This is a genomic window from Sulfitobacter sp. 1A13353 (assembly GCF_043557255.1).
GTDB classification, from domain to species: Bacteria; Pseudomonadota; Alphaproteobacteria; order Rhodobacterales; family Rhodobacteraceae; genus Sulfitobacter; species Sulfitobacter faviae.
Map to the genome: position 1 here is coordinate 75,721 of NZ_JBIFFS010000001.1, position 21,548 is coordinate 97,268.

Genomic DNA, 21,548 nt, shown 5'->3' on the forward strand with positions numbered 1-21,548 from the left:
GCCTGATCAGCCGGGGCGTTTTTTGTTTCAACAGGGCGCTTAGCGTCTGCCGCCTGCCCGTGCGCCCGCGGTGTCGAACAGGCTGTTAGAGATATTGCCCCCCACCTGCATGTCACCCAGCACGACCGTCGTGGCGCTGCCGTTGCCATCGTTGATGATCCACTGACGCAGCTGCACCGGGTTGCCGGTGAACTTCATCTGAATGTTGCCATATTGCGGGTTGGCGGGATCTTGGGCCGTGACCGTGGTGGCGGTGCCGTCATAGCTGTGGCCTGTCACCATCTTGGCGCGGCCTAGATTGACGTTGTCGGCCAAGATGATCGAAAGCGGGGTCCGCGCTAACGGATAGGTCTCCGCCGGTTGGTTCGACTTCTTGTCGTAGATCACGACCGTATTCGCACCCGCGACGACCAGCCCAGAATCGGGCGCATTATATTCGAAACGTACCTTGCCGGGGCGTTTGATATAGATCGTGCCCGTGCTGATCGACCCGTCATCGTTGATCTGGGTAAAGTCGCCCTCGGCGGTGCGAAGCTGGTTCAGATAGCCCGAAATCTCATTCAGCGACAGTTGCTGCGCCGCCGCCGCGAGGGGGGCCGATACGGCCAGTCCAACCGCCAGAATCGCAGAAGTTAGTTTACGCATGTTGTTCGTCCTGTGTTGCCTCACGTTCTGACATAGGGCGGGCGGGCGTGATATTCGATATCAGGGCGCGGTTTTTCGCTATCGCCCGCCCTGCCCCATAAAAAAACACCGCCGGGAGATTGGCCCGACGGTGCTTTGCATGATCGCCCCCCCCCCCGACAGGGGAGGGGGAGGTAGCCCTATGCCTGTTCCGGCACCAGAATCTCACGCTTGCCGACGTGGTTCGCCGGAGAGACCAGCCCCTCTTCCTCCATCTGCTCGACCAGTCGTGCGGCTTTGTTATAGCCGATCGCCAGTTTGCGCTGGATGTAGGAGGTGGAGCATTTGCGGTCTTTGATCACCACCTGCACGGCGGTGTCATAAAGCGCGTCTTCACTATCGGTATTGCCGCCAAGGCCCAGCACCGCGTCGATGTTGCTTTCCTTATCCTCGGACGGCCCTTCGACCACGCCCGAGACATAATCCGGCTCGCCGAATTGCTTGAGGTGGTTGACGATCTCTTCGACCTCTTCGTCGCTGACGAAGGGGCCGTGGCAGCGGGTGATCTTGGCCCCGCCCGCCATATACAGCATGTCGCCCATGCCCAGAAGCTGCTCGGCCCCCATCTCGCCCAAGATGGTGCGGCTGTCGATTTTCGATGTCACTTGGAAGGAAATCCGCGTGGGGAAGTTCGCCTTGATCGTGCCGGTGATCACATCGACCGAAGGGCGCTGTGTGGCCATGATCAGGTGGATGCCGGAGGCCCGCGCCATCTGTGCCAGACGCTGGATGCAGGCTTCGATCTCCTTGCCTGCGACCATCATCAGGTCGGCCATCTCGTCGACGATGACGACGATATAGGGCAGCGCCTCGGGGGTGTTTTCCTCGGTCTCAAAGATCGGCTCGCCGGTGTCTTCGTCGAAACCGGTCTGCACGGTGCGCGAGAACATCTCGCCTTTGGCCAGCGCCTCGCGGACGCGGCCGTTGTAGCCTTCGATGTTGCGCACGCCCATTTTGGACATCTTGCGATAGCGTTCTTCCATCTCGCCCACGACCCATTTCAGCGCCACGACGGCCTTCTTGGGGTCGGTGACGACCGGGCTCAGCAGATGCGGGATGCCGTCATAGACCGACAGTTCCAGCATCTTGGGGTCGATCATGATCATCCGGCATTCTTCCGGCGTCAGCTTGTAGAGCAGCGACAGGATCATCGTGTTGATCGCCACGGACTTACCCGAGCCTGTGGTCCCCGCAATCAGCAGGTGCGGCATCTTGGCGAGGTTGGCCACAACCGGGTCGCCGCCGATGTCCTTGCCGAGCGCCAGCGGCAGGCGATGGTTGCCGTCGCCGAAGTCGCGGCTTGAGAGGATCTCGCGCAGGATCACCTTCTCGCGGTTCTCGTTGGGCAGTTCGATGCCGATCACCGAGCGGCCCGGCACGGTGGAAACACGCGCTGAAAGCGCGGCCATGGAGCGCGCGATGTCATCCGCAAGACCGATCACGCGGCTGGCCTTGAGACCGGGCGCGGGTTCGAGTTCGTACATGGTGACGACGGGGCCGGGGCGCACCGCGACAATCTCACCCTTCACGCCGTAGTCGTCGAGCACGGTTTCCAGCATCCGCGCGTTCTCCTCCAACGCCTCGTCGCTCAGGTGCAGGCGCTGCACGCTCTCGGGGCTTTCGAGAAGGCTCAGTGGCGGCAGTTCGAAACCGGGGTGCGTGTCGTCGAAGGTCAGGGTGGGCTGCGCTTCGACCTGCGCCTGTTTCGAGGGCTGGACGGGTTTGCGGGCGGGCTGCTGCACCACTTTGCGCGGTTCCGCCACGGGGATCTTCATCGCCTCAGGCGCGGGCGCCTGCTGCAACGGCAGGGTCTCAGACGCCACGGTGTCTTCGTAGGGCGCGGCCATCGGCGCCTGCGCTGCCGGTTCCTGAACCATCGGCTCAGGCGTCGGGGCGGGCGCGGGCTGGGCCTGCGGCCTGCGCAGCAGCGGCTCGGGGCGCAGGGTGGCCGGTTCGGCGGTCAGGGGCGGTTCGGCACGCAGCCCGGCGGGCTGGGCGGCGGGGCTGGTGTTCAGCACCAGCGGATCCGGGCCACGGCCCCGGCCCTTGGTCAAGGGCGCGGTTGTCGGCGTGTGGATCGCATTGGCATGGCGCACGCGGTTCTTGATGACATCGGCGATCTTGCTTTTGATGCGCTCTTCGCCCGGTGTCTCATCCACGATGGCGTCGCTGTAGGTCTCGATCAGTTCCGGCTCGGGCATGTCGTCTTCGGGTTCGGGCCGTTTGATCAGCCCGGGCATCCGACCGAACAGGCTGCGCGGTTCGGCTTCCGGCTCGGGCACCGGGGCGTGCTGCGCGGCATAGCTCTGCTCGGCTTCCTGCGCGGCCCAGGCTTCGGCGTCTTCGGCTTCCTGACGGCGGCGCTCACGACGTTCGGCCTGACGGGCCGAGAGGTTCTGCGCGGCCACGACGGCCCCATTGGCCCCGCGGCCCAGAAGGGTCATCAGCCCGGCATAGGCCATGATCAGACCGACCAGCAGGAACCGCGCAATGCGGAACAACTCGGCCTTGGTAAAGCCCAAGACGAAGGCGCCCAACGCAAGGATAGCGACCCCCATCAAAAGCGACATCAGCTTGACCGTCAGGGTCGAACCGATGGGCAGGATCGTCAGCAGCGCGCCCATGACGGTATCGCCGAAAAGCCCGCCCAGACCGAAGCTATGGGTCAGCAGCCATTCCTGACCGGGGGCCAGTGTCGCGGCGTAGATCGCGCCAAGTGCGACGGCGATGGGGGCAAAGATCAGCCGCCCAAGCGCGCGGTCATCGCCCTGATGCAACGCGAAGCGTCCGCCCCAGAACAGCAGGACGATGGCGATGCCCCAAGCGCCCCAACCGACGATCATGAACAGCGGCGCGGCGATAGAGGCACCGATCCGGCCCATCCAGTTCTGCACCGGCGCATCGGTCGAAACCATCCAGTTGGGATCGTCGGGCGTGTAGCTGCCGATCATCATGGCGGCCATGATGCCCAGCATGATCAGCGCCAGCCCCAGCAGTTCACGACCGCGCTTTTCGATTGCCTCGGCCATGTTGCTGTCTAGCAATGGATCGCGTCCCCGTGTCTGATATGCCATGTCGTCCCTCGCTTATGCCGAATACAGACAGTCGCGGATCGCTTCCAATCCGCGCGTCGTTTCGTCTTTTGGGGCCACCAAGGCGACCCGAATGTAATTCTGCCCGGGGTTCCCCCCGGCGACGTTCTGCGCCAGATAGCTGCCGGGCAGCACCCGCACGCCGGTCTCGCGCCAGAGTTTCAGCGCCGCGGCCTCGTCATCCTCGACCGGAAGCCAGAGGAAGAACCCCGCCTCGGGGCTCACATAGCCCGGCACATTGCCAAAGATGCGGTCGGCGATGGCGTATTTCTCTTGGTAGAGCGCGCGGTTCTCTTCCACATGCGCCTCATCCGCCCAAACGGCGGCGGCGGCCTGCTGCAGGGGCAGCGGCAGCGGCGCGCCCGCGTAGTTGCGCAACTGTTTGATCTGGCGCATCGTCTCGGCCCCGCTGGCGGCAAAGCCCGACCGCAGCCCCGGCAGGTTTGAGCGTTTCGACAGCGAGTGAAAGATCACCACGCGGTTGCGGTCGGTGCCCAGTTCCTTGACCACTTCCAGCGCGCCGGTGGGCGGCGTGTCGCGGTAGATCTCGGAATAGCATTCATCGGCGAAGATCAGGAAATCATACTTCTCGGCCAGCGCGATCAGATCGGCCCAGTAATCGCGCGAGGCGACAACGCCCTGCGGATTGGCGGGGGAGCAGAGATAGGCCGCCGTAGTCCGGCGCAGCACCTCTTCAGGCAGGCTGGCGAAATCTGGCAAATGCCCGGTCTCTGCGGTCGCGGGCACCATGATCGGGTCCGCCTCACCGGAAATCGCGCCGATCATATAGACTTGGTAGAAGGGGTTCGGCATCAGGATGGCCGATTTCTCCCCATTCTTGGTGGGCGGGCAAAGCGCGATGACGGCGTTATAGAGCCCCTCGCGCGTACCGTTCAGGGCCATCACCTCGCTGTCGGGGTCCATCTCGACCCCGTAGCGCCGCGCGATCCATGCGGCGATGGCCGCGCGCAATTCGGGCGAACCGTCGTTCGGCGGGTATTTGTTGAACCCTGCGGCGTGTTTCGTGATCTCATCGGTCACCCAAGCCGGAAACGCATGTTTCGGCTCGCCGATGGTCATATGGATCGGCGTGCCGCCGCCCTCATGCCCGTCAAGCAATGCGCGCAGGCGCGGCCACACGTGGGCCGGAAGGTTCGAAAACCGCTCGGTATACATCATCAAAACTGCCTCGGATCGGGATCATTCGCGCCCCGTTTGCCCCAAGGTACCCAAGGGCGCCTCTCCCGTCCAGAAAAACCGGGGAGTTTTGCCGCCCTTGTGGCTTTTCGGTCGTGCGCTCTTAGGCCTCGCGCAGGGCCGCTTCAGCCGCTGCACCAAGGCGCAAAAGCTGTTCTTCGGCCCCCGGCGCGCACATCAGAGAAATGCCGCAAGAGGGCGTATCGGTCGGCAAGGTAAGCGCGCAAAGCCCCATGAGATTCGCGACTCGCGTGTTGCGCAAGGATAGGAGATTCTGCGCGAGGTAATAGTCGTGGTCACTGTTCAGCCGTTCGATGTTCGGCGGCAGCATGGGCGCTGTGGGCACCAGCACGGCGTCATAGCCTGCCACGGCCCGGTCATAGCCGGCCCGCGTCAGATCGAGCTTGGCCCAAGCGGCAACGTAATCGGGGCCGGAGAACCCCTTACCCAACCGGAAACGCTCAAGAATTTCGCTGAACATCGCTTCCGGGTCGGCTTCGATCACATCGCGCCATAGCCCATAGGCTTCGGTGGTGTAGAGACAGGAACTCAGCGGCATCGCCTCTTCGACTTCGGGCACGGCGATCTCGTCAACCGTGGCACCGGCCTCGCGCAACCGCGCTACCGCCGCGTCAAAAGCGGCTTTGGGCTCATCGGAAAGCTCATCCATGACAACATTGGTCAGCACCGCAAAACGGCAGCCCTCCAATTCGCTCTCTTGCAGATCGACAGGCTTGGCCCCCTCCAAGGCGGCAAGCAGCAGCGCCGCATCTTCGACCGAACGGCAAAGCGGGCCAACCGTGTCGAACTTCGCCGCGAGCGGCACGGTCCCGGCAAGGGAGACACGGCCCGCGGTGGTCTTGAGCCCCACCAGATCGTTCCACGCCGCCGGGATGCGCACCGACCCGCCGGTGTCGGACCCGATCGCCGCCGCCGCCAAGCCAAAGGCGACCGAGGCCGCCGCGCCTGAGGACGACCCGCCCGAGACGCTGTCCGGCTCGTTGACGCAGGGCGGTGTGGCGGTGCTGGGGTTGTGGCCAAGACCCGAGAAGGCCAATTCACTCATATGCGTCTTGCCCAAGCAGACCAGCCCCAAGGCCGTCGCGCTGGCGAGCACTTCGGCGTCACGCTCTGGCACCCGGCCTTCCAGCAGCTTAGAGCCCGCCTCGGTGCCCGTTCCGGCGGTATCGAAGAGGTCTTTCCAAGAGATCGGCACCCCGTCGAGCGGCGATAGGCGCTGACCGTCGCGGGCCCGCTCAGCCGCGGCGGCGGCTTCGGCGCGGGCGCGGTCAGGGGTGGCGCGGGCATAGATACGGTCGCGCATCGGATGTGCGTCGATGGCATCGAGATAGGCATCGCAAAGCGCCACCGGGTCGATATCGCCCGCCGCGATCCCGCGCCCCAAATCCGCCGCCGTCATTTCCAACCATTCTTGCATGTCATGCCCCTTACCGCTGTTCTTGGCGAACCTAGCGACCGTTCGGCGCATGGACAATCCCCGCGCGCAGGTCATATCTAGGGCCATGGATTTTGACCACGATATCGCGATCATCGGCGGGGGGCTGAACGGCCCCGCCCTTGCCTTGGCCCTTAGCCGCGCGGGATTGCGCGTGGCGGTGATTGACGCCCAGCCCGCACAGACCTTTGAGAACGCCGCCTTTGATGGGCGCGCCTATGCGCTGGCGCTGACCTCGGTCAGGTTGTTGGAAGGCATCGGCATCTGGCCCGACATCGCGGATGACGCCCAGCCAATGCTTGAGATCAAGGTCACTGATGGGCGTGCCGGAACCGGCCCCTCGCCCATGTTCATGCATTTCGATCATGCCGAGATCGAAGAAGGCCCGATGGGCCAGATGGTCGAAGACCGCCATCTGCGCCGCGCGCTGCTGCAAGCGGCGGCCGCCGATCCGGCGATCACGATGATGAACGACACCCGCGTTACGGGGCAATCGGTGGCGCCGACCGGCATCACTCTGACGCTTGAGGGCGGCAAGACCCTGCGCGCAAGACTGGCGGTGGGGGCCGATGGCCGCGGCAGCGGCACGGCGGAGCGCGCGGGCATCAAGCGTGTCGCATGGTCCTATGGTCAGACGGCGCTGGTCTGCGTGGTGGATCACGAAAAGCCGCACCACGGCATCGCGCATCAATTCTTCATGCCCCCCGGCCCGCTGGCGATCCTGCCGCTGACCGGCAACCGGTCGCTCATTGTCTGGAGCGAAGCCAGCGCCAATGCTGCGGCGATCAACGCCCTGCCGGATGCGCAATACCTTGAGGTGCTGCGCCCGCGCTTTGGCAGTTTTTTGGGGGAGCTTTCGCTGACCGGCCCGCGCTACAGCTATCCGCTGGGCTTGTCGCTGGCCCATTCCATGACCGCCCCGCGCGTGGCGCTTTTGGGCGACGCGGCCCATGGGGTGCATCCCATCGCCGGTCAGGGGCTGAACGCGGGCCTGCGCGATGTGGCCGCCTTGGCCGAGGTGATTGCCGATGCGGTTCGCCGGGGCGAAGACCCCGGAAATGACGCGGTACTGGCGCGCTATCAGGAATGGCGGCGGTTCGACAATGCCAGCCTCGCGCTGGCGACCGACAGTTTCAACCGACTGTTTTCGAACGATAATGCGCTTTTGCGGTTGGCCCGCGACATGGGCATGGCCGCGATTAACGCCCTGCCCGGTCTACGCCGCACTTTCATCCGCGAAGCGGCGGGGCTGACGGGTGACCTGCCTCGATTGATGCGTGGCAAGCCCCTTTGACCGGGTTGCGGGCCGTTACAGGGTCCGCGCCTCATCCGGCAGCATAACGGGAATGCCGTTACGGATCGGATAGGCCAGTCCGGCAGCTTTCGACACCAGCTCTTGCTTTTCCGCGTCATAGGTCAGCGTCGTCTGGGTGCGCGGGCAGATCAATGCCTCCAGCATCCGGCGGTCGAATTGAACGGTCGCATCCGTCATTGCATCAAGCCCTCTTCCTGACCGCCGCGCATCGCGAATTCGATCAATGTCACCAACGTCTCCCGCCGGGTTTCCAGCGAAGGCGCCTCCAACAGCGCCTGTTTATCTTCGGCCTCGAACTCCAGCATCATCGACAGGGAGTTGATCAGCAACTCATCTTCGGCATCTTTCAACGTGTCCCAATCGGCGGAGAGGCCGCGGCTATCGAAATAGCGCCCCAGAAGGTCAAGAAACCGCGCCCGGTCAAAGCTATCGTCGACCTCATCCTCGCCCAGATCGCGGTCAAAGCCCGACCAATTCACATCGCAGCGGCGATAGGGGGAAAAGCCCTCGATCTCCTCCACCACGCGAAAGCGCGAGACGCCGCCAAGGGTCACCATATAACGGCCATCCTCGGTCTCGGAAAACTGAGTGATGCGGCCCGCGCAGCCGATCTGGTGCAGCCCATGGCCGTCGCGACCGGGCAGTTCGTTGGGCTGGACCATGCCGATCAACCGCGTGTCAGTCTTGAGCGCGTCTTCGATCATCTGAAGATAGCGCGGCTCAAAGATATGCAGCGGCAGCCGTGAGCGGGGCAGCAGCAGCGCCCCTGCCAACGGAAAGATCGCAATAGTCTTGGGCAGTTCTGCTGGCTTGATCATGACAAGGGACTTAGCGCGACCGACGCCTCAGGCAAATATCATTGATGACAGTTTGCGACGGCCATTCAGCACCACCGGATCATTGGGCTTAAGTGCTTCGAAAATAGTGAAAAGTTGCGTCTTGGCGGCGCCTTCGTTCCACTCCCGATCGCGGCGGAAAAGCTCTAGCAGGTGCTCGACGGCAGCCTCGGCATTGTCATGGGCATAGAGCGCTTGGGCCAAATCGAAGCGCGCCTGATGGTCGTCGGGGTTGGCCTCGACCTTCTCGGTCAACTCGGCCACGGGGCCGGCATCGGCAGCCTGATGGGCCAGTTGCAACTGGGCATGGGCGGCTTCGAGTTCGGGGGCTTTGGAGATTTCGATCGGCGCGCCGTTTAGCAGGGCTTCGGCCTGATCCAATGCGCCCATGGCAATGTGAGACCGAACCATGCCGCCATAGGCGGGCGCGTTCATCGGGTCTTCTTCGAGAATCGCAGCAAAGGTCTGCTCCGCGTCGGTGGCGGCCCCTTCGGCCAGCATCTCTTCGGCGGCGGCGACGGCATCGGCCAGCGTGTCACCGGGCGCTTCGCCGCCCCCCGCTTTTACCACACGGTCGACGAAGGCTTTGATCTCGGACTGCGGCAGCGCGCCTTGGAAACCGTCGACCGGCTGGCCTTTGTAGAAGGCATAGACCGTGGGGATTGATTGGATTTGCAACTGACCGGCGATGTTCTGGGCCTGATCGACGTTGACCTTCACCATCTTCACCGCGCCTTTGGCCGCGCGCACGGCGTCTTCCAGCATCGGGCCAAGCGTCTTGCAAGGGCCGCACCACGGCGCCCAGAAATCAACGATGACCGGCACCGTTTGCGAGGCGTCGACGACGTCGGCCATGAAGGTCGCCTCGGTCGTGTCCTTGATCAGATCGGCATCCGCGGGGGCGGCGGTGGAAAGGTTCAGGTCGGTCATATCGTTATCCTCGCTAATCGCGTTTGGCCTTATATGGATGTGCAGGGGCGCGATTCAAAGGTCAAAACTGGCAAAAACCGGCGCGTGGTCACTGGGTTTCTCCCATCCGCGCGCATCGCGGACGATGTGGCTGGAGTGTCCGGCCTGCGCGATATCCGATGTGGCCCAGATATGATCGAGCCTGCGGCCCTTGTCGGCCGCATCCCAATCGGCGGCGCGGTAGGACCACCAGCTATAGAGATTGCCCTCCGGCACATCCTGCCGCGTGATGTCGACCCAATTGCCCGCATCCTGCACCGCACCAAGCGCTTCGACCTCGACCGGGGTGTGGCTGACGATCTTTAGCAGCTTCTTATGATCCCAAACGTCATCCTCACGCGGGGCGATGTTGAGGTCCCCCACAAGGATCGACTTTTCGGGCTTGTCGCCATGGAACCAGTCGCGCATCTCAGAGAGGTAATCGAGCTTCTGGCCGAACTTCTCATTGATCTCGCGGTCGGGTTTGTCGCCGCCTGCGGGGACGTAGAAGTTGTGGATCGTCGCGCCATTCTCAAGCTTGGCCGCCACATGGCGGGCGTGGCCCAGCATGGCGAAATCCTGATCACCCGCATCCACCAGCGGCAGTTTCGACAGGATCGCCACCCCGTTATAGCCCTTCTGCCCCCGCGCGACCATATGGGTGTAGCCCGCCGCCTTGAACGCCTCGACCGGGATCTTGTCCACGGGGCTTTTGCATTCTTGCAGGCACAGAACATCTGGCCCGTGTTCGGCCAGCAGTTTCAGCACCAAAGGCTCGCGCAGGCGGACGGAGTTGATGTTCCAAGTGGCGAGGGTAAAGGACATGGGGGAGGCTCCGGTCTGGGGGTGGTTCGGCACAGTAACGCGGGCGGCGCGGGGGTGCCATGCGGAAATGGGGCTTCCTTGCGGTGAGGGCCATCGCCTACGGCTTGATTTCGGTCCGGAGTGACGATCTCCCCGCCTCCCCAAAAAAAGACCGGGCGCAAAGGCCCGGCCAGTCCAACAGGGAGGTATGTACCTTTACCCGGGTACAAAAGTCGGGCTTCAAACCGAGGTGCGGGTCATGAAAACCCCGCCTCTCAGGTATTCCAACCACGGGGGTCGGAATTGGTTCCCGGTTTTTATGCCATCAGGCGATAGCCACCGGATTCCGTCACCAGCAAACGGGCGTTCGAGGGGTCAGGCTCGATCTTCTGCCGCAGGCGGTAGATATGGGTTTCAAGCGTATGGGTCGTGACGCCCGCGTTATAGCCCCAGACCTCATGCAGCAGCACATCGCGCGGCACCACACCGTCGTTGGAGCGGTAGAGGAACTTGAGGATATTGGTCTCTTTCTCGGTCAGACGCACCTTGCGGTCGTCCTCCGTGGTAAGCACCTTCATCGCGGGTTTGAACGTATAGGGCCCCAGCTGGAACACCGCGTCTTCGGATTGCTCATGCTGGCGCAGCTGCGCGCGGATGCGGGCCAGAAGGACGGGAAATTTGAACGGTTTGGTGACATAGTCATTCGCCCCGGCATCAAGGCCGAGGATCGTGTCGGCATCGGTGTCATGGCCCGTCAGCATCAGGATTGGGCTTTTCACCCCCTGTTTGCGCATCAGGCGACACAGCTCGCGGCCATCGGTATCGGGCAGGCCTACGTCGAGGATGATGAGATCGTAAAGCGCCTCTTTCGCCTTGGTCATCGCCTCGGTGCCATTGGCCGCTTCGAAAACGTCGAAATCCTCGGTCATGATCAACTGCTCGCTCAGCGCTTCGCGCAGGTCATCGTCGTCATCGACAAGCAGGATTTTCTTAAGCTGGGCCATCTGTCTCTCCGTCTGTTGTCTTATACATGCGCCTTGGGCGGGGCCCGGACAAGGGATGTGACCACTGTCTCACAGCCTCGTGTCAACAAAGCGTGAAATGTTTCAATTCCTTGCGATATAACCTAGATAGACGGGGAAGCCTTTGCGGAGTTGCAACAAACCATGAGTTTCGCCCCGGACATCACCGAACAACTGGCGCGTGCGCGGGCCGATCTGCGCATGGGCGTGCCCGTGATTCTGGCGGATGCGGCGCAGGCCGCCCTCGTGCTGGCGGCAGAGACGCTGACCGCACAGCGCCTTGCGGATGTGCTGGCCTTGGGCGGTGCGCCGGTGCTGGCGATCACGGCGCGGCGGGCCGAAACGCTTAAGGCACGGGCCTATGATGGCCAGCTTGCCCGCGTGCTGCTGCCTGCGGGGGCCACCCCGGCTTGGGTGCAAAGCATCGCCGATCCGGCGGATGACCTGCGCGCGCCGATGAAAGGGCCACTTCAGACCGCGCGAGGTGGTGATACCGCGCCGCATCGCGCCGCACTCGATCTGGTGAAAGCCGCGCGGATGCTGCCCGCCGCACTGGTCCTTGACCTGCCGCAGGGCGCGGATTTCGCACGGATGCATGGGCTGACCTTGATCGACCTTACCGCCGCCGCCCCGATCCTTGCCGAGCGCAGCGCGCTGCATCCGGTGGTGAACGCGCGCCTGCCGATGGAGGTTTCCGAGGCCGGGCGCCTGCATATCTTCCGCCCCGAGGATGGCGGCGAGGAGCATTACGCCATCGAAATCGGCCGCCCTGTCCGCGACACGCCGGTGCTTTGCCGCCTGCATTCGGCCTGTTTCACCGGTGACCTGATGGGCAGCCTGAAATGCGACTGCGGCCCACAACTACGCGCCGCGCTGGCGCAGATGGGCGGCGAAGGGCATGGCGTGCTTTTGTACCTCAACCAAGAGGGCCGCGGCATCGGTCTTGCCAATAAGATGCGCGCCTATTCCTTGCAGGATCAGGGCTTTGACACGGTCGAAGCCAATCACCGGCTGGGGTTCGAGGATGACGAACGCGACTTCCGCCTCGGCGCCGACATCCTACGCTCGATGGGGTTCTCCGCCGTGCGCCTGCTGACCAACAACCCGCGCAAGGTGGGCATGATGGAGCAAAGCGGCATCGCCGTGAGCGAGCGTGTCCCGCTGGCCGTGGGCGAGAACCGCCACAACAGCGCCTATCTGGCCACCAAAGCCGCGAAATCGGGGCATCTGCTATGACCCCGAATGACATGGTTCTAACGCCCACGGGGCTGCGGTTTCAGGGGCGGCGCTATGCCTGTAGCATCGGCAAGGGTGGGCTGACCGATGACAAACGCGAGGGCGATGGCGCCACGCCACGCGGGGCGCATCGTCTGGTGGGGATGCTCTACCGGCCCGACCGCATCCCGGCGCCAAGCGCTTGGGCCCAGCCGATCGGTCCGGGCGATCTGTGGTCAGATGCCAGCGGCCAGCCCGACTACAACCATCGCGTCCGCGCCCCCTACCCCCATAGTCATGAGGCCCTGCGCCGCGCCGATCCGCTTTATGATCTGGTGATCCTGACCGATTGGAACTGGCCCGACGCCGCGGCAGGGCGCGGCTCCGCGATCTTTATCCATCAGTGGCGGCGGCCCGGCTATCCGACCGAAGGGTGCATCGCCTTTGCACGGAACGACCTACATGAAATCGCCGCGTGCGTGGGCCCGGCGACGCGGCTGATTATCCGCTAACCCTTTCGCCGAAGATGGCGGAGCCGACGCGCACATGGGTCGCCCCAAGTGCGATGGCCTGCTCAAAATCACCGCTCATGCCCATCGACAGGCCGCTCAGATCGTTGCGCGCAGCGATCTTGGCCAGCAAGGCGAAATGCAGGGACGGCGCCTCATCCACCGGCGGAATGCACATCAGCCCCTTGATCGGCAGGTCAAGCGCGCGACACTCGGCGATGAACGCATCCGCGTCGCGGGGCATCACGCCCGCCTTCTGCTCTTCCTCGCCCGTATTCACCTGAATAAAGAGGTCGGGACAGCGGCCAATCTCCTGCGCCAGCCGCGCGATGGTCTTGGCCAGTTTGGGGCGGTCGACCGTGTGGATCGCCTCGGCCAGTTCCACCGCCTGCCGGACCTTGTTGCTTTGCAATGGGCCGATGATGTGCAGGTCGATCCCGTCAAAATCCTCGCGAAAACCGGGCCATTTGGCCGCCGCCTCTTGCACGCGGTTCTCTCCGAAAGAGCGGTGCCCCTCTTCCAAGACCGCACGCACACGCGCATCGGGCTGAACCTTACTGACGGCGATCAGCTTGACCGATCCTGCCGCGCGGCTAGCTTCGGCCTCGGCTTTCGAGATGCGGTTTTGGATGTCGCTCAGACTCATTTTCGGCCCTCCATGTCAGGCGCGCAGAAAACAACAGCCTTGAGTAAAAGAAAAGGGGCAGACCGAAAGGCCTGCCCCAATATTCAGAGTATGTCGTTCAACTTAGAAGTTGAAGCGAACACCCATGTCGGCAACGGTGTCGCCGTCGAACTGCTTAACCACACCGCCGCGCAGCGAGGTGCCGCCGCCCAAGTCGTGGTTGAAGTCGATGCCGTAGCCGGTGTCGTCTTCTGTGCCGCCGTCGTTGTCAGCAACATAGACTTCGATGTCTGTTGCAGCGCCTACGTCGAAGCGGCCAGCCAGAACAACGCGGTCACCACCGGTGCCGTTATCAGCATAGGCGAGAGTTACGTCTGCGATGCCGAAGGAACCGCCAGCTGTCGCTGTCCACTCGGTGTCGCTTGCCGCGTCGGAGTCTTGGCCACCAACTGCGAAGGTCCAGCCGCTCCATGTGTAAGCAACGTAACCAGCAACGCGGTCGTTGATGTCGGAAGCCGACACGTGCACTGCCAGATCACCAGCGGAGTAAAGGACTTCAACGCCGTTGGAGCCAGCTGCACCGTTACCGCCAGAGGAATACTGGTCGCCACGGTCATCAAACGCAGTGTAGTCATAGCCCAGACCGGTCAGACCCATGTCGACGGGGTACTGACCCGGCATGGATTCCAGAGCGCCGAAGATGTTACCAACGCCAACTTCGAAGCCACCGGTGCGAGCGAAGAAACGCACACCGTTGATGCCTGTACCGGCAGGACCACCGCTTGTGGTCACGTCGTCAGCTGTACCGTAAACACCATCAGGGCCTTTGGCGACGTTCACGTTGTCGTCAGAGTTGTTCTGCTGGATGCGCATACGCGCACCGAAGACAACGCCAGCGTCGGACTCAGCTGTCGCGTCGATCTGCAGGCGCAGACGCGAAGTAACGTCTGTGTCGCTGTCGCCACCAGTGGAGTCGTTGTCGTTGTACATGATACCGAAACGGCCGTAGCCGCCGAATGTCACGTCTGCTGCTGCTACACCGGCGGTCGCAACCAGGGCTGTTGTAGCGAAGAGAACTTTTTTCATGAGTTTTCCCTCGGTTTGAATTCATATGCCCAGACCGGGGAATCCGGTAAGGGTATGCAGGCTGTTTGCCCCCAATCCCCTGCACTTGGCAAGGTTCACGGCCTCCCCACCCGCAATGTCGCCGGGGTTGGTGCAGCTATGCCACAGTTCCTTCACCCCAGGGCCGCGGCTTTGCCTATGGCGGCGCCCGATGCCGCGCAGCGCGCTCCTATGACATAGACCTTGCCGATAAGGGCCTGCTTGGATAGACCGGAGCGCAAACAGGCAAAGGAAAGCTGCAATGGCCCTTCGTACCGCTTGCAAGATGGCAATCTCCGTTCTGGCGCTCAGCGCGCTGACCGCCTGTGGCGGGAGCTTTGGCAGCCCGGCCACAGATCGGCCGGATCAATACACCAATCCGAACAACCCCAATAACATTGAGACCAACCCCGACAATACGATCTGGTCGATCTTTAACCGCAAGAACACAGACACCAGTGTTTCGGTGAACAAATACCTCTGGTCGGCCTCGCTCGAAGTGCTGAACTTCCTGCCTGTGCAATCGGTCGATCCTTTCACCGGGGTGATCGTCACAGGCTATGGCACCCCGCCGGGCGGTGGCCGCGCCTATCGCGCGACCGTTCTGATCGACGATCCGGCGCTTGATGCACGCTCGCTCAATGTGGCGCTGCAATCTTCGGGCGGCCAGCCCGTGGCACGGGCCACCACCCGCGCGGTCGAGGATGCGATCCTCAGCCGAGCGCGGGAGATGCGCGTGTCCGACAGCAAATTCTGAGCCCGCTTAACTCAACACCGTTCCAACGCCGGGCCTTGTGAAAACAGCAGCCCGGCGTTTTTCATGTCACGAAGGTCCCCTCATGCCCCGCTATACCCCCGCCGAGATCGAAGCCCGCTGGCAGCAAGCCTGGGAAAAGGACGGCATTTTTCAGGCCGTTCGCAACGCTGACAAGCCGAAATACTATGTGCTTGAGATGTTCCCCTACCCCTCGGGGCGCATCCACATGGGCCATGTGCGCAACTACACGATGGGCGACGTGATCGCGCGCTACAAGATCGCGACCGGGCATAACGTGCTGCACCCGATGGGCTGGGACGCCTTCGGCATGCCCGCCGAGAACGCCGCCATGGCCATCGGCGGCCACCCGGCGGATTGGACCTATGACAACATCGCCGAGATGAAGAAGCAGATGAAGCCCTTGGGCCTCAGCATCGACTGGAGCCGCGAGATCGCCACCTGCCATCCCGGCTACTACGGCCAGCAGCAGGCGCTGTTTTTGGACTTCCTCGAGAAGGGTCTGGTCTACCGCAAGAACGCCGTGGTGAACTGGGACCCGGTCGACATGACCGTGCTTGCCAACGAGCAGGTCGAGAACGGCTGCGGCTGGCGCTCCGGCGCGCCGGTGGAGCGGCGCGAGCTGACGCAGTGGTTCTTCAAGATCTCCGACCACTCCGAAGAGTTGCTCTCGGCACTCGACAGCCTCGACAACTGGCCTGCCAAGGTAAAGCTGATGCAGGCCAACTGGATCGGCAAGTCGCGCGGGTTGCAATTTGCCTTCTCGACCATCGAAGCGCCCGAGGGCTTTGACCGGATCGAGGTCTATACCACCCGCCCCGACACGCTGCTTGGCGCTTCCTTCGTCGGCATCTCGCCCGACCATCCGCTCGCCAAGACGCTGGAGCGCGACGACGAAGCGGTGGCCGCATTCTGCGCCGAATGCCGCAAGGGCGGCACCACCGAGGAAGCGATCGAGACCGCCGAGAAGCTCGGGATGGACACTGGCATCCGCGTCCGCCACCCCTTCGACACGGCCCATGAACTGCCCGTCTATATCGCCAACTTCATCCTGATGGACTATGGCACCGGCGCGATCTTCGGTTGCCCGGGCCATGACCCGCGCGACTTCGAGTTCGCCACGAAATACGACCTGCCGATCATCTCGACCTTCCTGCCGTCCGAGGATGCCGCGCCCGAGCTGGACGTCGCTTTCGTCCCGCCGAAGACCGAAAAGGTGTTCTACAACCGGGGCTTCGCGGGCGACCAGTGGCAGACCGGCGAAGAGGGTGTCGACGCCGCCATCGCCTTTTGCGAGGAAAACGGAATCGGCCACGGCGTCACCAAATACCGCCTGCGCGACTGGGGCCTCTCGCGCCAGCGCTACTGGGGCTGCCCGATCCCGGTTGTGCATTGCGACGACTGCGGCGTGGTGCCCGAAAAGAAAGAAAACCTGCCGATCGAGCTTCCTTACGACGTCAGCTTCGACACGCCGGGCAACCCGCTGGACCGGCACCCGACATGGCGCAACTGCGCCTGTCCCGCCTGCGGCAAGGACGCCCTGCGCGAGACCGACACGATGGACACTTTCGTCGACAGTTCGTGGTATTTCGCCCGTTTCACCGCGCCGCGTGCCGAGACGCCGACCGTCATGGAAGACGCGCAATACTGGATGAACGTCGATCAATATATCGGCGGCATCGAGCATGCGATTTTGCACCTGCTCTACTCGCGCTTCTTCGCCCGTGCGATGCAGATCACCGGCCATCTGCCCGAAAGCGCGGTGGAGCCGTTTGACGCGCTCTTCACCCAAGGCATGGTGACCCATGAAATCTACCAGACCCGCGATGATAATGGCCGCCCGGTCTATCACCTGCCCGAAGAGGTGACCGATGGCAAACTTGCCGATGGCACCGAGGTTGAGATCATCCCTTCCGCCAAAATGTCGAAGTCCAAGAAGAACGTCGTCGACCCGCTGCACATCATCTCGAACTACGGCGCCGATACCGCGCGCTGGTTCGTTCTGAGCGATTCGCCCCCCGAGCGGGACGTGGAATGGACCGCCTCTGGCGCGGAAGCCGCCTATAAACACCTCTCGCGCGTGTGGAACATCTGTGACCGCGTGGCCGAGATGGACCGCGAGGCGGCGGGCTCGGGCGACGACGAGTTGCTGCGCGCCATGCATAAGACGATCCATGACGTGACCATGGGCATCGAATCCTTCGGCTTTAACGCCGCGATTGCCAAGCTCTATGCCTTCACCGCGACCTTGCAGAAATCCAAGGCGGGCTATGCCGCGCAGCGCGAAGCGATCATGACACTGGCGCAGTTGATGTCGCCGATGACCCCGCACCTGTCGGAAGACATTTGGGCGCATCAGGGCGGCGAAGGGCTGATCGCCAAGGCCCCATGGCCCAAGGCGGATGAGAAGATGCTGGTCGACGACACCGTGACCCTGCCGATCCAGATCAACGGCAAACGCCGGGCGGAAATCCAAGTGCCCGCCGATATGCCGAAGGAAGAGGTTGAAAAAACCGCGCTGGCGCATGAAGCTGTCATTCGAACGCTGGACGGGGCCACGCCGAAAAAGGTCATCGTCGTGCCCGGACGGATTGTGAATGTCGTTGCCTAAGACCACCCATATGCGCCGCCGCTTCCTGCTGGCCCTGCCCCTACTGGCGCTTGCCGCCTGCGGGTTCGAGCCGGTCTATGGACCCGGCGGCGCGGGCACGGCATTGCAAAACCGCGTGCTGGTGGACGCGCCGGAAGACCGCTTTGGCTATTTTCTGGTGCGCGAGGTGGAAAGCCGCCTTGGACGCGCGGCCACCCCCCGCTGGGGGCTGGCGCTGACCACCACCACGGTCGAAGACGGCCTGGCCATCGACAGCGAAGGCAACACGCGGCGCTACAACCTTGTCGGCACAACCGCCTATGCGCTGCGCGACCTCGACAGCGGGCAGATCGTGACCTCGGGCAAGGTCGAAAGCTTCACCGGCTATTCCGCCACCGGCACCACCGTGGCGACCCGCGCGGCGGAACTGGACGCGCAGGAACGTCTGATGACCATCCTCGCGGACCTCGTGATCAGCCGCCTTTATGCGGCCGACCTGCCCCAATGAAGCTGACCCCGCGCGAGGCAAAACCCTATTTCGCACGGCCCGATCCCGCGCGCACGGGGCTGTTGATCTATGGCAGCGACGCGATGCGCGTGGCGCTGAAACGGCAGGAGTTTCTGAAAAACCTGCTCGGCCCCAATGCCGAAGAGGAAATGCGCCTCAGCCGGATGCCCGCGGGCGAATTGCGCCGCGATCCGGCGATGCTACTGGACGCGATCAAGGCGGTCGGCTTCTTCCCCGGTCCGCGTGCCGCGTTGGTGGAAGAGGCGAATGACAATATCGCGAAAATCCTGCTCGACGCGCTGAAGGAATGGCAGCCGGGCGATGCGCAGATCGTGGTCACCGGCGGCGATCTCAAGAAAACCTCAAAGGTGCTGAAGGCCTTTGAGAGCCACCCCAACGCCTTTGCCACCGCGATCTATGACAACCCGCCCGACCGGGCCGAGATCGAGCAGATGCTGAAGGACGCGAAGCTCACGCCTGAGGCCGACGCCATGGCCGCCCTGACCGATCTGGCCCGCACCCTCGACCCCGGCGATTTCCGGCAAACGCTGGAGAAGATCACGCTCTATAAACTGGGCGACAGCAGCAACATCGGGCTGGATGATATCGCCGCCTGCGCCCCCACCTCGACCGAGGCCGAGGTCGACGACATCCTGCATGTCGTGGCCGAGACCCGCGCCGCCGAAATCGGCCCGGTGATGAGCAAGCTACAAGGCCAAGGCGTGAATCCGGTGACCCTGACCATCATGGCGACCCGGCATTTCCGCACCCTCTACCGCATCGCCGCCAACCCCGGCGCGCCGATCTACGGCGTGCGCGACCGCGACCGTGCGATGCGACAGGCGCGCAACTGGGGCGCGGTGAAGCTGGAAACCGCGCTGGCGGTGCTGACCGAGACGGACCTCAAGCTGCGCTCCGCCGGGCAGCACGCGCCAGCGCTGGCGCTGGTCGAACGGGCCTTTATCCGTCTGGCGATGCTGGGCGCACAACGTTGATTTTGGGAGAGGAAATTCAATGTACACAGTCATCGGCGGCACCAAGACCCGCGCCTTTCGCGTCATGTGGATGCTCGAAGAATTGGGCCAGCCCTACGATTTGAACCCCGCGGCACCCCGCTCGGACGAGGCGCGCAAATACAACCCTTCGGGCAAGATCCCCGCGCTTGTGGACGGCGATGAGGTGCTGACCGATTCCGTTGCCGTCATGACCTATCTCGCCGACAAACACGGCGCGCTCACCGCCCCCGCCGGAACGCCCGCGCGGGCGCGGCAGGATGCGATGACCTTTTGGCTGATCGACGAATTCGACGCGGTGCTTTGGGCCGCGGCAAAGCACAGTTTCGTCTTGCCCGAAGAGGCCCGCGTGCCCGCCATCAAGGACAGCCTGAAGGCCGAGTTCGAGCGTGCGGCCAGCACCCTGTCCGACCGGCTTGAGGGGCCTTTCCTGATGGGCGATCAGATCACCCTGCCCGACCTTTTGGCGGTGCATTGCATCAATTGGTCGATCGGCGCGAAGTTTCCACGGGTGGATGACAAGCTGAACCTCTGGGCGAAATCCCTGCGCGAACGCCCCGCTTTCCTCGCCGCGATGGCCAAGGAAGGCGGTTAACCCCGCGCCCATTCCACAGCATGGCGGCCTGCCCAATGGCCGGTCGCCAGACAGCCGTTGAGCAAATAGCCGCCCGTGGGCGCTTCCCAATCCAGCATTTCCCCTGCGGCAAAGACGCCCGGCAGCGCGCGCAGCATCAGCCCCGCGTCCAGCGCGTCGAGCGCTATGCCCCCCGCCGTCGAAATCGCCTCATCCATCGGGCGCAGCCCGGCGTGGGCGATGGGCAGGTCTTTCAGCAAGGCGGCCAGCGCCCCGGCCTCCTGCGGCAGCGGGCGCGCCATCTCTTGCAGCAGCGCGATCTGGGCGGGGCTCAGCTTCAGCCGTTTGCGCAGATGGTTGGCCTGACTGTCCTTGCCGCGCGGCTTTGCCAAACGCGCCGTCACCTCGTCGGCCTGCAAGTCCGGCAGTAGATCAAGCGTCAGCCCCTGCCCCTCGCGCAGCCCGCGCGAGACGCTATAGATGCCGCCCCCCTCCAGCCCACGGGCCGAGATCACCGCCTCCCCGCGCGAGCGGTAGGGGCCAGCCTGCCATGCCACCCCCTTGAGCGCTGCGCCGAAATGGCGCGTCATATGCGGGGACCAATCGACCAACAGCCCGACATTGGCCGGGGCGAAATCCTGCAGGTCCACGCCACGCGCCACCAGCAGGGGCGCCCATTCGCCAGTGGCGCCAAGCCGCCGCCAACTCGCCCCGCCAAGCGCCAGCACCGTCACATCGGCCTCGACCGCTTCCCGCCCGCCGGGCGTATCGAAGGTGAGTGCGTCCCCCTCCCAACCACGCCACTGCCAACGGGTGTTGATCGTCACTCCGTCTTCCGCCAGCCGCGCGAGCCATGCCCGCAGCAGGGGCGAGGCTTTCATCGCCCGGGGGAAAACCCGCCCGGTGGAGCCGGTAAAGACCTCCTGTCCCAGCCCTTCAGCCCAGTCCTGCACCGCTTGGGCATCAAAGGCCTCCAGCATCGGACGCAAGGCTTGCTGCGCTTCTTCATAGGCGGCGAGGAAGGGGGCGAAGGGCTCGGACTTGGTCAGGTTCAACCCGGATTTGCCCGCCATCAAGAACTTGCGCCCGACCGAAGGTTTCGCCTCACAAAGCGTGACCGACAGCCCCGCCTGCGCCATGACCTCTGCCGCCATCAGCCCCGCCGGGCCGCCCCCGATGACCAAGGCGCGGGTCACGCGGCGCGCTCTTCGATCTGGTTTTCTGACGGGGAAGCCATGGGCCTGTCCTTGCCTTAGGGAGGATTTGACACATCCTCTTGCC

Annotated in this window: 20 protein-coding genes; 8 read left to right on the forward strand and 12 right to left on the reverse strand. The window is 63.7% G+C overall.

Annotated elements, in window-relative coordinates:
• Nucleotides 1-39: 39 nt before the first annotated feature.
• The 4 genes from ACGYLO_RS00360 to ACGYLO_RS00375 form a co-directional block, all read right to left on the reverse strand.
• Nucleotides 40-645 (reverse strand): outer membrane lipoprotein carrier protein LolA, encoded by a 606-nt coding sequence (locus ACGYLO_RS00360; protein ID WP_067261746.1) that lies wholly within the window; start codon nucleotides 643-645, stop codon nucleotides 40-42.
• A gap of 179 nt (nucleotides 646-824) precedes the next feature.
• The gene (locus tag ACGYLO_RS00365; protein ID WP_271688847.1) at nucleotides 825-3,758 is read right to left on the reverse strand and encodes a DNA translocase FtsK; all 2,934 of its coding nucleotides are present in this window, start codon (nucleotides 3,756-3,758) and stop codon (nucleotides 825-827) included.
• 12 nt (nucleotides 3,759-3,770) lie between these two features.
• Entirely contained in the window at nucleotides 3,771-4,955 is a 1,185-nt protein-coding gene (locus tag ACGYLO_RS00370; RefSeq protein ID WP_271688846.1) for an aminotransferase class I/II-fold pyridoxal phosphate-dependent enzyme, read from the reverse strand.
• Between the two features lie 121 nt (nucleotides 4,956-5,076).
• On the reverse strand, nucleotides 5,077-6,411 hold the full coding sequence (locus tag ACGYLO_RS00375; RefSeq protein ID WP_271688845.1) for an amidase: 1,335 nt from the start codon (nucleotides 6,409-6,411) through the stop codon (nucleotides 5,077-5,079).
• 85 nt (nucleotides 6,412-6,496) lie between these two features.
• On the opposite strand from ACGYLO_RS00375, the gene ACGYLO_RS00380 reads away from it, so the two are divergent.
• Complete coding sequence (locus tag ACGYLO_RS00380; protein ID WP_276154392.1) at nucleotides 6,497-7,723, forward strand: FAD-dependent oxidoreductase; 1,227 nt, start codon at nucleotides 6,497-6,499, stop codon at nucleotides 7,721-7,723.
• A 15-nt stretch (nucleotides 7,724-7,738) separates the two neighbouring features.
• Here the strand turns inward: ACGYLO_RS00380 and ACGYLO_RS00385 are convergent, their stop codons facing one another.
• The 5 genes from ACGYLO_RS00385 to ACGYLO_RS00405 form a co-directional block, all read right to left on the reverse strand.
• Nucleotides 7,739-7,921 (reverse strand): Trm112 family protein, encoded by a 183-nt coding sequence (locus ACGYLO_RS00385; protein ID WP_067624385.1) that lies wholly within the window; start codon nucleotides 7,919-7,921, stop codon nucleotides 7,739-7,741.
• Complete coding sequence (locus tag ACGYLO_RS00390; RefSeq protein ID WP_067261736.1) at nucleotides 7,918-8,562, reverse strand: LON peptidase substrate-binding domain-containing protein; 645 nt, start codon at nucleotides 8,560-8,562, stop codon at nucleotides 7,918-7,920. Before ACGYLO_RS00390 ends, ACGYLO_RS00385 begins: the two co-directional genes overlap by 4 nt.
• Before the next feature lie 27 nt (nucleotides 8,563-8,589).
• Nucleotides 8,590-9,510: a thioredoxin gene (gene trxA / locus ACGYLO_RS00395; RefSeq protein ID WP_271688843.1), complete on the reverse strand. Its 921-nt coding sequence runs from the start codon at nucleotides 9,508-9,510 to the stop codon at nucleotides 8,590-8,592.
• Between the two features lie 54 nt (nucleotides 9,511-9,564).
• Nucleotides 9,565-10,353 carry an exodeoxyribonuclease III gene (locus ACGYLO_RS00400; RefSeq protein WP_271688842.1) on the reverse strand — a complete coding sequence of 263 codons (789 nt, stop codon included), beginning with the start codon at nucleotides 10,351-10,353 and terminating at the stop codon, nucleotides 9,565-9,567.
• Between the two features lie 296 nt (nucleotides 10,354-10,649).
• Nucleotides 10,650-11,336 carry a response regulator transcription factor gene (locus tag ACGYLO_RS00405; RefSeq protein ID WP_067261731.1) on the reverse strand — a complete coding sequence of 229 codons (687 nt, stop codon included), beginning with the start codon at nucleotides 11,334-11,336 and terminating at the stop codon, nucleotides 10,650-10,652.
• A gap of 162 nt (nucleotides 11,337-11,498) precedes the next feature.
• Here ACGYLO_RS00405 and ribA point away from each other — a divergent pair, with 162 nt between their 5' ends.
• On the forward strand, nucleotides 11,499-12,590 hold the full coding sequence (ribA, locus tag ACGYLO_RS00410; RefSeq protein WP_271688841.1) for a GTP cyclohydrolase II: 1,092 nt from the start codon (nucleotides 11,499-11,501) through the stop codon (nucleotides 12,588-12,590).
• Complete coding sequence (locus ACGYLO_RS00415) at nucleotides 12,587-13,081, forward strand: L,D-transpeptidase (RefSeq protein WP_271688840.1); 495 nt, start codon at nucleotides 12,587-12,589, stop codon at nucleotides 13,079-13,081. Before ribA ends, ACGYLO_RS00415 begins: the two co-directional genes overlap by 4 nt.
• On the opposite strand, the gene ACGYLO_RS00420 is transcribed toward ACGYLO_RS00415, so the two are convergent.
• Nucleotides 13,071-13,724, reverse strand: coding sequence for a YggS family pyridoxal phosphate-dependent enzyme (locus tag ACGYLO_RS00420; RefSeq protein WP_271688839.1), 654 nt, complete (start codon nucleotides 13,722-13,724; stop codon nucleotides 13,071-13,073). The two genes, ACGYLO_RS00415 and ACGYLO_RS00420, sit on opposite strands and share 11 nt — an antisense overlap.
• A gap of 102 nt (nucleotides 13,725-13,826) precedes the next feature.
• Nucleotides 13,827-14,789 (reverse strand): porin, encoded by a 963-nt coding sequence (locus ACGYLO_RS00425; RefSeq protein ID WP_271688838.1) that lies wholly within the window; start codon nucleotides 14,787-14,789, stop codon nucleotides 13,827-13,829.
• A gap of 280 nt (nucleotides 14,790-15,069) precedes the next feature.
• Here ACGYLO_RS00425 and ACGYLO_RS00430 point away from each other — a divergent pair, with 280 nt between their 5' ends.
• The 5 genes from ACGYLO_RS00430 (at nucleotide 15,070) to ACGYLO_RS00450 (ending at nucleotide 20,288) form a co-directional block, all read left to right on the forward strand.
• The gene (locus ACGYLO_RS00430; protein WP_067261722.1) at nucleotides 15,070-15,564 is read left to right on the forward strand and encodes a DUF3576 domain-containing protein; all 495 of its coding nucleotides are present in this window, start codon (nucleotides 15,070-15,072) and stop codon (nucleotides 15,562-15,564) included.
• An 82-nt stretch (nucleotides 15,565-15,646) separates the two neighbouring features.
• Nucleotides 15,647-18,193, forward strand: coding sequence for a leucine--tRNA ligase (gene leuS, locus ACGYLO_RS00435; RefSeq protein ID WP_271688837.1), 2,547 nt, complete (start codon nucleotides 15,647-15,649; stop codon nucleotides 18,191-18,193).
• A complete protein-coding gene (gene lptE / locus ACGYLO_RS00440) occupies nucleotides 18,180-18,680 on the forward strand; it encodes an LPS assembly lipoprotein LptE (protein WP_271688836.1) in 501 nt (166 codons plus the stop codon). Before leuS ends, lptE begins: the two co-directional genes overlap by 14 nt.
• Nucleotides 18,677-19,675 (forward strand): DNA polymerase III subunit delta, encoded by a 999-nt coding sequence (holA, locus tag ACGYLO_RS00445; RefSeq protein WP_067261716.1) that lies wholly within the window; start codon nucleotides 18,677-18,679, stop codon nucleotides 19,673-19,675. Before lptE ends, holA begins: the two co-directional genes overlap by 4 nt.
• A 19-nt stretch (nucleotides 19,676-19,694) precedes the next feature.
• Nucleotides 19,695-20,288, forward strand: a complete 594-nt coding sequence (locus tag ACGYLO_RS00450) for a glutathione S-transferase family protein (RefSeq protein WP_271688835.1) — start codon at nucleotides 19,695-19,697, stop codon at nucleotides 20,286-20,288.
• On the opposite strand, the gene ACGYLO_RS00455 is transcribed toward ACGYLO_RS00450, so the two are convergent.
• Nucleotides 20,285-21,463, reverse strand: a complete 1,179-nt coding sequence (locus ACGYLO_RS00455; RefSeq protein ID WP_271688834.1) for a TIGR03862 family flavoprotein — start codon at nucleotides 21,461-21,463, stop codon at nucleotides 20,285-20,287. The two genes, ACGYLO_RS00450 and ACGYLO_RS00455, sit on opposite strands and share 4 nt — an antisense overlap.
• Between the last annotated feature and the right edge of the window lie 85 nt (nucleotides 21,464-21,548).

Bases quoted from the DNA above. Each gene is read 5' to 3' on its own strand.
- ACGYLO_RS00360 (WP_067261746.1), bottom strand. From the start codon at position 645: ATGCGTAAACTAACTTCTGCGATTCTGGCGGTTGGACTGGCCGTATCG.
- ACGYLO_RS00400 (WP_271688842.1), bottom strand. From the start codon at position 10,353: ATGTCCTTTACCCTCGCCACTTGGAACATCAACTCCGTCCGCCTGCGC.
- ACGYLO_RS00385 (WP_067624385.1), bottom strand. From the start codon at position 7,921: ATGACGGATGCGACCGTTCAATTCGACCGCCGGATGCTGGAGGCATTG.
- ACGYLO_RS00420 (WP_271688839.1), bottom strand. From the start codon at position 13,724: ATGAGTCTGAGCGACATCCAAAACCGCATCTCGAAAGCCGAGGCCGAA.
- ACGYLO_RS00450 (WP_271688835.1), top strand. From the start codon at position 19,695: ATGTACACAGTCATCGGCGGCACCAAGACCCGCGCCTTTCGCGTCATG.
- lptE (WP_271688836.1), top strand. From the start codon at position 18,180: ATGTCGTTGCCTAAGACCACCCATATGCGCCGCCGCTTCCTGCTGGCC.
- ACGYLO_RS00370 (WP_271688846.1), bottom strand. From the start codon at position 4,955: ATGATGTATACCGAGCGGTTTTCGAACCTTCCGGCCCACGTGTGGCCG.
- ACGYLO_RS00405 (WP_067261731.1), bottom strand. From the start codon at position 11,336: ATGGCCCAGCTTAAGAAAATCCTGCTTGTCGATGACGACGATGACCTG.
- ACGYLO_RS00365 (WP_271688847.1), bottom strand. From the start codon at position 3,758: ATGGCATATCAGACACGGGGACGCGATCCATTGCTAGACAGCAACATG.
- ribA (WP_271688841.1), top strand. From the start codon at position 11,499: ATGAGTTTCGCCCCGGACATCACCGAACAACTGGCGCGTGCGCGGGCC.
- ACGYLO_RS00380 (WP_276154392.1), top strand. From the start codon at position 6,497: ATGGATTTTGACCACGATATCGCGATCATCGGCGGGGGGCTGAACGGC.
- ACGYLO_RS00415 (WP_271688840.1), top strand. From the start codon at position 12,587: ATGACCCCGAATGACATGGTTCTAACGCCCACGGGGCTGCGGTTTCAG.
- ACGYLO_RS00430 (WP_067261722.1), top strand. From the start codon at position 15,070: ATGGCCCTTCGTACCGCTTGCAAGATGGCAATCTCCGTTCTGGCGCTC.
- leuS (WP_271688837.1), top strand. From the start codon at position 15,647: ATGCCCCGCTATACCCCCGCCGAGATCGAAGCCCGCTGGCAGCAAGCC.
- ACGYLO_RS00375 (WP_271688845.1), bottom strand. From the start codon at position 6,411: ATGCAAGAATGGTTGGAAATGACGGCGGCGGATTTGGGGCGCGGGATC.
- ACGYLO_RS00425 (WP_271688838.1), bottom strand. From the start codon at position 14,789: ATGAAAAAAGTTCTCTTCGCTACAACAGCCCTGGTTGCGACCGCCGGT.
- ACGYLO_RS00390 (WP_067261736.1), bottom strand. From the start codon at position 8,562: ATGATCAAGCCAGCAGAACTGCCCAAGACTATTGCGATCTTTCCGTTG.
- trxA (WP_271688843.1), bottom strand. From the start codon at position 9,510: ATGACCGACCTGAACCTTTCCACCGCCGCCCCCGCGGATGCCGATCTG.
- holA (WP_067261716.1), top strand. From the start codon at position 18,677: ATGAAGCTGACCCCGCGCGAGGCAAAACCCTATTTCGCACGGCCCGAT.